This is a genomic window from Streptomyces mesophilus (genome assembly GCF_040300965.1).
GTDB lineage: Bacteria > Actinomycetota > Actinomycetes > Streptomycetales > Streptomycetaceae > Streptomyces > Streptomyces mesophilus_A.
The window spans coordinates 1-9,819 of the sequence record NZ_JBEPEW010000218.1; the positions used below are offsets into that span (position 1 = coordinate 1).

The 9,819-nt window shown below is 71.3% G+C and carries 9 protein-coding genes; all 9 read right to left on the reverse strand.

The window, feature by feature from the left end; genetic code table 11:
• On the reverse strand, nucleotides 1-2,405 hold a 2,405-nt coding region (gene eccCa / locus ABT367_RS38780), incomplete at its 3' end, for a type VII secretion protein EccCa (protein ID WP_352258339.1).
• Between the two features lie 20 nt (nucleotides 2,406-2,425).
• Complete coding sequence (locus ABT367_RS38785; RefSeq protein ID WP_352258355.1) at nucleotides 2,426-3,622, reverse strand: MinD/ParA family ATP-binding protein; 1,197 nt, start codon at nucleotides 3,620-3,622, stop codon at nucleotides 2,426-2,428.
• A gap of 52 nt (nucleotides 3,623-3,674) precedes the next feature.
• Nucleotides 3,675-5,027, reverse strand: coding sequence for a type VII secretion integral membrane protein EccD (gene eccD / locus ABT367_RS38790; protein WP_352258341.1), 1,353 nt, complete (start codon nucleotides 5,025-5,027; stop codon nucleotides 3,675-3,677).
• A gap of 13 nt (nucleotides 5,028-5,040) precedes the next feature.
• The gene (locus tag ABT367_RS38795) at nucleotides 5,041-5,394 is read right to left on the reverse strand and encodes a hypothetical protein (protein WP_352258343.1); all 354 of its coding nucleotides are present in this window, start codon (nucleotides 5,392-5,394) and stop codon (nucleotides 5,041-5,043) included.
• Between the two features lie 13 nt (nucleotides 5,395-5,407).
• A complete protein-coding gene (locus tag ABT367_RS38800) occupies nucleotides 5,408-5,875 on the reverse strand; it encodes an HD domain-containing protein (RefSeq protein WP_352258345.1) in 468 nt (155 codons plus the stop codon).
• A 98-nt stretch (nucleotides 5,876-5,973) separates the two neighbouring features.
• Entirely contained in the window at nucleotides 5,974-6,603 is a 630-nt protein-coding gene (locus ABT367_RS38805) for a hypothetical protein (RefSeq protein WP_352258347.1), read from the reverse strand.
• Between the two features lie 99 nt (nucleotides 6,604-6,702).
• Nucleotides 6,703-7,464 (reverse strand): hypothetical protein, encoded by a 762-nt coding sequence (locus tag ABT367_RS38810; protein ID WP_352258349.1) that lies wholly within the window; start codon nucleotides 7,462-7,464, stop codon nucleotides 6,703-6,705.
• Between the two features lie 9 nt (nucleotides 7,465-7,473).
• Nucleotides 7,474-7,872, reverse strand: coding sequence for a hypothetical protein (locus tag ABT367_RS38815; RefSeq protein ID WP_352258351.1), 399 nt, complete (start codon nucleotides 7,870-7,872; stop codon nucleotides 7,474-7,476).
• A gap of 15 nt (nucleotides 7,873-7,887) precedes the next feature.
• Nucleotides 7,888-9,819 (reverse strand): ADP-ribosyltransferase (locus ABT367_RS38820; protein ID WP_352258353.1); only part of this gene is annotated, 1,932 nt, incomplete at its 5' end.

Genomic DNA, 9,819 nt, shown 5'->3' on the forward strand with positions numbered 1-9,819 from the left:
CGGCCGCGCAGCTGCATGCCGCGCGCGCCGACGTCCACGGGGCCCGCCACCTTGTCGAGGGCGACGGCTTCCGGGAGCGGCGGCAGCCAGATCTGGCGTACGGGGTCGGTGGGCGCGTCCTCCAACTGCGAGACGAGGACGCCGAGTTCGGTCGGGCCGGTCTCGCGGCGGCGCATCTGCGGTTCGGCGGGTCCGGTGGAGTCCGCCTCGGCGAGGGTGTTGTACGCCTCGTATTCGAGGGCCAGCGGGCCGCTGTCCTCCTCGTCGCGGGCGACGGGACCGCGGTAGGCGCCGGAGACGTACGAGGCCTTGAACCGTTCGTACACCGACATATCGACTTTGAGGTAGCCGAAGCCGGGCAGCGGCGGGAGGTGGAAGGCGTCGGTGGTGTCGAGGACCGTACGGGACTCGTCCGGCGAGAAGGTGCGCAGACCCAGGCGGTACGAGAGGTAGGTGTCGAGGCCCTTGAGCTTGCCGCCCTCGATGCGCTGCGACGAGAGCAGCAGGTGCACGCCGATGGAGCGGCCGATGCGCCCGATGGAGAGGAAGAGGTCGATGAAGTCGGGCTTGGCGGTGAGGAGTTCACCGAACTCGTCGATGACGACGAACAGGTGCGGCAGCGGGTCGAGGTCGGGCCGCTTGGTGGCGCGCAGGGCAGCGTAGTCGCCGATGTCGGCGACGTTGCCCGCGTCCTTCAGCACCTGCTGGCGGCGCTTGACCTCACCGGCGAGCGAGGCGTGCACGCGCTCGACGAGGCCCGCCTGGTTCTCCAGGTTGGTGATCACGCCCGCGACATGCGGCAGGGACCCGAACGGCGCGAAGGTCGCACCGCCCTTGTAGTCGACGAGGACGAGGGAGAGGTCCTCGGGCGGGTGGGTGGCGACGAGCGCGAGGACGAGCGTACGAAGGAGCTCGGACTTGCCGGAGCCGGTCGCGCCGACGCAGAGGCCGTGCGGACCCATGCCCAGTTCGGAGGACTCCTTGAGGTCGAGCAGGACCGGCTCGTGGGAGTCGCTGATGCCGATCGGGACGCGCAGGAAGGAGCGTTCGCCGCGCGGTGCCCAGAGCTTTTCGAGGTCGAGGCGGGCCACGTCGTCGATGCCGAGCAGTTCGGCGAAGTCCACGGGACCGGAGAGCGGGGCGTCCGCCATGGACTCGGCGGAGAGCCTGAGCGGCGCCAGCATCCGCGCGATGCCTTCGGCGCCCGGCACGGTGACCTCGTCGACGGTGCCGTGGGCGCTGATCGGCTCGGCCTCGCGCAGGTCCTCGATGACGACGCGGTCGCCGTCGACGGTGATACGGACCGAGACCTGGCCGGGCTCCTGGACCCGCTCGGCGAGCAGATGCAGCACGGAGACGCCCATGTCGCGCAGGCCCACCGCGTCGTCGGGGCGCGGGAGTTCGGCCGCGTCCTCGCCGTAGCCGTCGGAGACGACGAGCAGCCGGGAGCTCATCGACAGGGCGCCCTTGTCGGACAGACCGCGGCGCACCTCGGCCGCGTACGAGGCGCGGCGGCGCAGCTCGTGGCCGATCTGGCGGGCCAGTTGGGAGGGTGAAGGGGCGATACGGCGGGCCGCGACCGGTCCGTCGAACTGCTCGCTGTCGAGCAGGTGCGGCAGCCACTTCGCCCACTCCCAGTCGCCGAGACGCTCCCCCGGCACGGCGAGCGCCATGGCCACGTCGTCGGGGGCGTGGGTCGCGGCGGCCTGCACGAGCAGGGCGCGGGCCACGCGCAGGGTGTCCTCGCGGGGGCCGACGATGCTGATGTTGCCGACGCGGTCGAGCGGGACGGTGAGCGGGAGTTCGGTGCCGGTGCGGAAGCGGTCCATCAGGGCGGACGCCTCGTTGAGCATGAACTTGTCGGGCGGCGTGAGCACCGATGAGCCCTGCTGCTGGATCTTCAGATCCCGTACGGGCATCTCGCCGGTGCCGACCCGTACCCGCAGGAAGTCGCCGTCCGTACGGCGGCGCTCCCACAGCCGGGCAGGGTCGCGCACGATGTCGTACAGCGCGGAGGGCGGCGGGTTGAGGATGCCGGCGCGTTCGCGGCGCTGCTTCTCCTCGCCCGACAATTCCTCGCGCAGCTCCTCCAGGTATTCGAGGTACGCCTCGCGCTGGGTGCGGCGGGTGCGCTGCGCCTTGCCCTTCTGGGAGAAGACGAGCACCACCGAACCGATGATGGTGACGATCAGGATGAGCGCGCCGATCGCCGCGAACGCGCCGTTGCTGCGCAGGACCGTCATCATCACGACGGACGACATGACGCCCGCGACCGGAAGCAGCGAGGTGGCGATGTTGCCGCCCTTGCCGTCGGGCAGGTTCGGCGGCGCCTCGATGACGCGGGCCTCGGACGCGGCACCGGGCCGTGTGGTGCGGGCCGGGCGGTGGATCAGTCGGGTGCTCATCGTTTCCCTGTACCTGCGGCTCAGCGGCGCTTCTGCGACAGCTGGAACACCTCGGCGGCGAGGCGGGTCGCGGCGGTCCGGGTCGGCTGGGCGAGCAGTTCGGTGCGGATCGCGCCACCGGAGGCCAAGTGCCGGTCGTACGGCAGGAGTTGGACGCCCACCCCGGTCGACTTCAGCTTCTCGGTGGCCTTCGCGAGATCGAGCCCGCTGTGCGGCACCATCTCGGTGAGCACGACGACGGTGCCCTCGATCATGTAGCGCGGCAGGCCCTGCATCCACTGCAGGACGGAGTACGTGGAGGTGACGCCCTCGAGCGTCGCGGGCGCGACCAGGATCCGGGCCTGGGCCGCGGACAGGGCGGTACGGGCGACCTCGGCGGGCAGCGTCTCGCAGTCGACGACCGTGATCCCGAAGTAGCGGCGCAGCGAGACCATGACCTTCTCGTACGCCTTGAGGTCGAGCATCGCGCCGATCTGGCCCTGGCTGCCGGGGAGCAGCCAGGCGTTGTCGGGGAGCTGGACCAGGTAACCGGTGACGTCGAGCAGGGACATCTGCGGGACGACGATCGAGGCGAGGTCGCCCGTGGTCCAGCGCAGCGCCTCAGCGCCGACGCGCAGCGGCAGGGTGCCTAGCGCGGGGTCGGCCTCGACGAGCAGGACCGGATCGTGGCGGTAGTGCGCGTAGGTGGTGCCGAGCAGCGCGGAGACCGTGGACTTGCCGGCGCCGCCGCGGATCGAGGTGACGGCGATCTGGCGGCCGGTGGTGACCGGGGCCTGGAGCAGTTCGCCGAGCCGTGAGGCGTCGGCGACCTCGCGGGCGGCGCTCGACGAGACGGTCCTGCGGACGGCCCGCAGCGCGCGGGTCGCGAAGGGCTCGCCGTGCCGGGGCTTGCGGCGGGCGGCGGCGAGATCGCGGTCGAGGACCTGGCGGGAGTCGGGGGTGTGGGCGGGGCCCCGGGTGTACGGGGAGGGGGGCTGCTGGGCGTAGGAGTGCTGGACAGGCTGGGCTGGGGGCGCGGGGGCGGGGGTCGGCTGAGCTTGCTGCTGGGGCAGTGGCTGAGCCTGTCCGTGGGCGAGTGGCTGAGCCTCTCCGTGGCCAAGTGGCTGAGCCACTGGCGCCTGGGCTTGCGGCGTCTGGGAGGCGGACGCCCCCTGGCCCCCTGTTCCGCCCGTGAGGTCGCGCAGCACATCGCCCTGCCAGTTGCCGCCGTTCGGCATGTCCGTGCTCACTTCCCTGCGCCCCGTTCCCTCGAAGTCACTGCGGTGCCGATCAGAACTTGTTCAGCAGCTGGCCGTACACCCCGAACGCGCCCACGGCGAGCGGGAAGAGCCCGATCACGCCGATGGACTCGATCAGATCGGCCATCCTGCGCAGCCGGACCACCACATGCTCGGGCGGCTGTACGGCGAGCACGAGCAGCGGCAGCACGGCGGCCGCGCACAGCACGGCGAGCGGACCGATGCCCTGGGCGTGCGCCATCCACAGCATCACCAGGCGTACGACGAGGAAGCCGGCCGCCACGAACAGCGCCACGACCTCCGCCACCAGCGGAAAGGCCCGCGCCCGCGAAAGCAGCACCACGGCGGTGAGCGCGGTGAGCAGCACCGTCCACACGGTGGGCGGCGCCGAGGTCAGCAGGAAGCCGGCGGCCGTCGCGGAGAGCGCGGTGACGATCGTGGCGAGCGCGAGCCCGCGGTGGGTGGCGGCGAGTGCGCCGGCCACCTGGTGGCGGCTGACCGAGGCGCCACCGGAGCGGCGGTCGTCGAGGCCCGTCAGACCGGAGGCCATCAGCGCGAGCCGCGGCAGCATGCCGAGCAGCACCACGGAGAGCACGGCCATCACGGCACCGAGCCGGGCCGGGTCGTCCTGGACAGCGGCGGCCACTTCCCAGATGAGGGTGAACGCGCCGGTGGCGGCCGCTCCGATCAGACCGCCTCGGCCGAGCGGTGAGAAGAAGCCGAGCAGCAGCTGAGTCAGCACGAGCGCACCGCCGACCGCCGCCGTCCGCACCTGGCCCGACCAGGCGTGCGCGTCGGCCGCGGTCCACGCGGCGAGCAGTCCGAGCACTCCGGAGGTGAGCAGCAGCGCGGTGGCCAGGCCCCGGTTGCCGGCGCCGAGCTTCGCGACGAGCGCGCCCGCGGCGGCAAGGAGCAGGGTGGCCACGAGGAGCGCGGTCGCGACGGACGCGAGCGGGAACTCGGCCCGTGCGAGGACTGCCGCGATCACCGTGAAGGCGACTGTGGCGACTCCGGCACTGACCCTGCGCGTCGCGGGCCGCCAGCGCCAGGCGCGCAGATCCAGATCGTCCGCGACCTCGTCGGTCACGTCGTGGACGACGGGTGCGGGCGGGGCCGCGTGGGCGCGTACGAGACGCAGGACCGCACCGTCGGCGACCTCGGCCGAGGAGAGGGTGCTCTCGTGCGGCAGTACGGCACCGTCCGAGGTGATCAGCTGCCGGGTCATCGGCCGCGAGGCGGCTCGGTCGTCGAGCAACTGCAGGATGTCGGGGAGCAGTTGCCCTATGGGTGTGTCCGACGGCAGAACGATGTCCGCCCGCCGGCGCTCGCCGACGAGGGTCACTCGGCTGAGTTGCGCTCGGGAACTCGTTGCAGTGCTCACCACTTACCGGAACCTATCATCGCGAAGTCGAGGCGGACGGCGGGTTGTTGCCATGCCCATTGATGGGCGTTTGCCCGAATTGCCGGAACTGCTGAGCGGCATCGATCCCGTCGAGACCGACGAGCTTCTCCTGCTTCTGCTGCTGCTTGCGCTGCTCGTCCTTCTGCTTCTCCATCATGTTCTGCACGAAGGACCAGCCGACACAGCCGGCACACAGGACGGCGGCGATGGCGATCCCGGCGAACACCTTGCCGAGCCGCTCGTCGGCGCTGCGCCGTGCGCGCTGCGCCCCGAAGAGCAGAGCGTCGCGGAGCCTCCGTCGGCGTACCGACACCGACTCCAGCAACTGGCTGTCGTAATCCCGCGCCATGACTCTCTTTGCCTCAGTCGTCCTCGGCGAGCCCGAGGAGCTCCCGCATCTTCGCGTACTTGCGGTCGAGCCGCTCCTGGGTCGCCCGGTCGAGGACGGCCCTGCGTACCGGATCGCAATTGTGCGCAAGATCGGCCGTCTTGACGAGCCTGGCTCCCGGGGTCGCGAGGATACGTGCCGCGTACGCCTCCGGTTCCTCGTCCTCGCGCTTGGTGAGCGCCAGGACGATGGCCTTGGTGGCGGGGGTGAGCGCGGCCGCCTCGAGCCACTCCTCGGTCAGGGCGTGGTCCTCGATCGCGTCGTGCAGCCATGCGGCGGCGATCTGCTCGTCGCCGCCGCCCCTGGCCCGGGTGCCGTCGGCGACGGCCTGCAGATGCTCCACGTACGGCCGTCCGGCCTTGTCCGTCTGCGCCGCGTGCGCACGGCGGGCCACGGCCTCGACCTCGTCGAGGCTCATGAGCGGCTGCTGCTCGTCCGGCATGGCGTTCCCCCTTGGCTTTGCCTCCGCAACATAAAGCATGGGTGAGGGGGAGGTACAGCTCGGGTGGGGTGCGTCACGCCGCCGAGCTGTGCGCGCGGCTAGCCGGCCAGCGGGTCGCCGAGGAAGACCACGGAGATCACGAAGAACGCGATCCACCCCAGAGGAATCAGCGCGACATACGAGAGCGGCCGCTTGTGCAGCGGTACACCGGCCGGCAGCTGCGGACCGTGCTGCCCGGGCGCGGGCGGCTGCACGGCCTTGATCCTGCGGCGGGCGAAGAGGTTCCGGAGCAGGGTGAACGGTGCGAACAGGAACAGCGAGAACGGACTCCACCAGCCCTGCCACAGCGTCTTCCCGCTCATCTCGCGGTAGACGGCCTCGCCGCACGTGGCGCACATCGGGCCGTCGAGCTTCTGGAAGCGCATGAGGATGAGCAGGCCCTGGTGGGCGCGGAACGTGACGCGCTCGGCGGGCAACGCCCCGCAGAAGCGGCAACCGACGGGTCCGGCCTGCGGGTTGGGCGCGCTCCACTGCGGGTGCGCCCACTGACCCTGCCCGCCCTGCTGGCCCTGCTGTCCCTGGGGCGGGATGCCCGGCTGGGCATACGGGCTGGGCTGCTGGTTCGCGTACGGGTTGGGCTGCTGGTTCGCGTACGGGTTGGGCTGCTGGTTCGCGTACGGGTTCTGATTCGCGTACGGGTTCTGCTGCTGCGGCGGTGGCGTGGTCACCGTGGTCCCCCTGCTTGGTACTTGGTGCTGCGCGGCGCGTGCGGTGCCGCGTGGTGGTGCGCAGGGGTCTGCCTATCAGGCAGTCGATTGCGGATGCAACTACGTGTCCGCCTGCCGGAAATGGAGATCCTCGGTGAACCGGGGCAGTACCCGCGGGTCGGTCGTGAGGGTCGCCCAGTGCGTGAGGGTCTTCAGCGGCCGGCATCCGCCGACGCTCACGCCCTCGCCGGGGCCGAGCACGGCGCTTGGCGCAAGCCCCTGCGCGGCGGCCTCCCGCAGCCTGCCGATGCACTTGCGCCCTGCTGCGTGGGCCGCGTCCCGCGGTGCGTGCTCCCGTGGGAGCCAACCGGCTGCGGCCACGCGGCCGTTCGCTCCGTCGTGCGCCCAGAGCATGCCGAGGGCGACCTTGCCCGCGTCGACGATGACGACGTAGTCGACGTCCTCGGGCGTGTAAGGAGCGAAGCCTGTGCCGGGGTCGGCGAGCTCTTTCACGTACGCGGAGTCGGGCGCGGAGAGCGGCGGGCCCGGTACGACGCGGCTGTCCTCGTCACCGCCGAACGCGGCAAGGCGAGCGAGCGCTTCGGTCGGCGCGAGCCCTTCCGCCTTGGCGTCGCGCAGCATCCGGGCCCAGCGCACGCTCTTGTCGTACGCCTCGTCGCCACCGACCTTGCGGTAGCAGAAACCGCCTGCGTCGTCCTCGTCGCCCGCGAAGGCGTATCCGACGACGCGGTCGAGGGCGTCGACGACGGTCAGGTACTGGACGGGTTTGTCCGTGCTCGGGCAGTAGAGCGGCGGGCCGGATGACCGTCCGAAGCGTAGGTCTTCATTGAGCCGGGGATTGCGGCCTGGCGGCATCGACATGCGGTCACCCTAGGACGAGGCCGCGAGTTCCTTGAGCGCCGCGAGGGAGGGCAACTCCGCGGGCACCGCCGGCTCGACACGGCTCAGCTCGTCGCCGCCGAAGGCGATCAGCTGCCGCAGGGCCTCCGTCGGGGGCAGCCCCGCTGCTTTGGCTTCACGCAGTTTCCGAGCCCAGCGACCACCCTTGTTGTGCCCGTCGTCCCCAGCCGCCGCCCGCGCGGTGTAGCCGCCCGCATCGTCCGCGTCGTTGGCCCATGCGTAGCCCAGCACCCTGCCCCCGCCATCGACGATGGTGAGGTACCGCACCGGCTTGTCCGTGTTCGGGTTGTACAGCGGCGGGCCGCCCGGCTTCTCCTGGAAAAGGAGGTCCTCGTTCAAGCGCGGATTGGGGCGCTGTTCCCTGCTCATCGCGTACGCCTTTCCTTAAGTCCTCGGCAGCACTTCGCCGTAGACCTGAACCTGCCCGTTCTCCACGAAGACTCGGGTCACCTTGTACTCGCTCCCGCGTGCCAGCAGCAGCTCGCGCTCGGTCACGTCGTACTTGCTCACCTTTTCCAGCCACAGCGCCGGGGTGCCCTGGGGAACCCGCAAGTGCAGGATGGCTTCCTTGCCCGCGAAGCTGGGCACGGGGTGGTTGCCCAGTGACGTCGACAGATAGCCCTGGTCAGGGTACGTCCGGCCGACCATGTCCTCGTAAGCGGAGAGGTTCAGGTGCCCGAGACCCGTACCGCGCACCACCATGATGTTGTCCGGCACCGGGCGCCCCGACATGACACGGTCCATCTCGGCGATGTCGTGCCGCACCGCAGGTGTGTCGTAGGCGCTGTCGCCGCGCAGCAGCCCGTTCATGTCGATATAGGAGGGCGGGGTGTCGCCTGTGTAGTCCCGCAGGGCACTCTGCGCCGACGGGTCCAAGTCGTCCACGTACTGGTTCCACTCGGCGCGGCCGTACGCGATCGCCGCCGTGTCATCCGCGAAGGGCAAAGTGCCCGCGGACAGTTCGGCGGCCGCGACGCGGTGCTTCTCCGCGTTGGGGAGAGCGTCGAACTCATCCGCCGACATGTGCGGCTTGTACTCGTACGCGTCGCCCGACGCATCGGAACCGTGGGCGCCTGGAGTGCCTGACTCATCGACACCGTGCGCCGCGTCATCCACCACACTGCTGTGGTCCGGGTCCGTGCCGTGGACCCCGTCGTCGCCATGCCCCGCCGCGTCATCAGCGTGGGAAACCGCGTCGTCACCGTGCCCCGCAGCATCGTCCCCGACGTGCGCGCCGTCGTCCGCGTGGGACGCCGGGCCCGCGGGCGGGCCGTCGTGGCCCGGGCCGTGGGGGCCCGAGGGCGGGAGGTCGTGGCCCGCGGAGGACGGGCCGGGGATCGCGTTGTCCGTGGTGCTCACGCCGGGGACGTGCGTAGCCGGGCCCGTGCCCGGCGTGTGCGTGGCCGTGCCCGCCGGGACCTCGCCGGTCGCACCACCGGGTACGTGGTCCGTGGCGGAGCCGGACGGAACGCTGTCCACGGAGCCCGCCGGGAGCGAGTCGCCCGCGTGGACGCCCGCCAACACGGGCTGCTGCGCCGGGGCGTGGGCCGGGACGGACTCCGCCTTGACCGGGGTCGGGTCCACCGCTCCGTTGGGCGAGATCAGCGAGCCGTCGGGCTCCATCACTCGGCCGTCCGGCAGCGCGACCGAGTTGTGCGACACCGTCGTCCAGCCCTCGGGGAGCTTGAGCGCCCCGGTGGGCGTGGTGACCGCGCCTTCCGGAATCGCCGCGCCCTCGGGCAGCGTGAACGAACCGTCGGGCATACGCAGCGAGCCCTCCGGCAGCCGGACCATCGTGTCGGGCAGGGGTGGGATGTCGATGGTGCCGACGCCCTTCAGCCCGGCCATCACATCGCCGAGTTTGGTCAGTCCTGCGCCGCCGGCCTTGGTGATGTAGGTCATCGGATCGATGGCCTTGCCCGCCTTCGACAACGCGGACAGGGTTTTGGCGACCGCGCCGGCCTTGCCCGCGCCGGCGACTCCGGCGCCTGCGCCGCCGGTGAACACGGTGGTGACCACGTTGAACGTGACCGCACCCGCAGCCCGGGCGGGGTTCTTGCCCCACTCGTCCCAGGCGACCAGGGCCTTGCCGGTCTCCTTCACCGCGGTACGCGAATCACGCAGCCAGGAGGGGAGCTTGTCGTCCGGCGCCATCATGTACGCCGCCCCGACCACCGGCACCGACATGATCAGCAGGCCGGTCGCCAATTGGGCGAGGCCTTTCCAGGCCTGCCCCATCGCATCGAGTCCCTGGAAGCCGACCAGGGTGCCGAGGCCTTTGATGGTGCCCCAGATCCCGTCGACGATCAGGCCGTC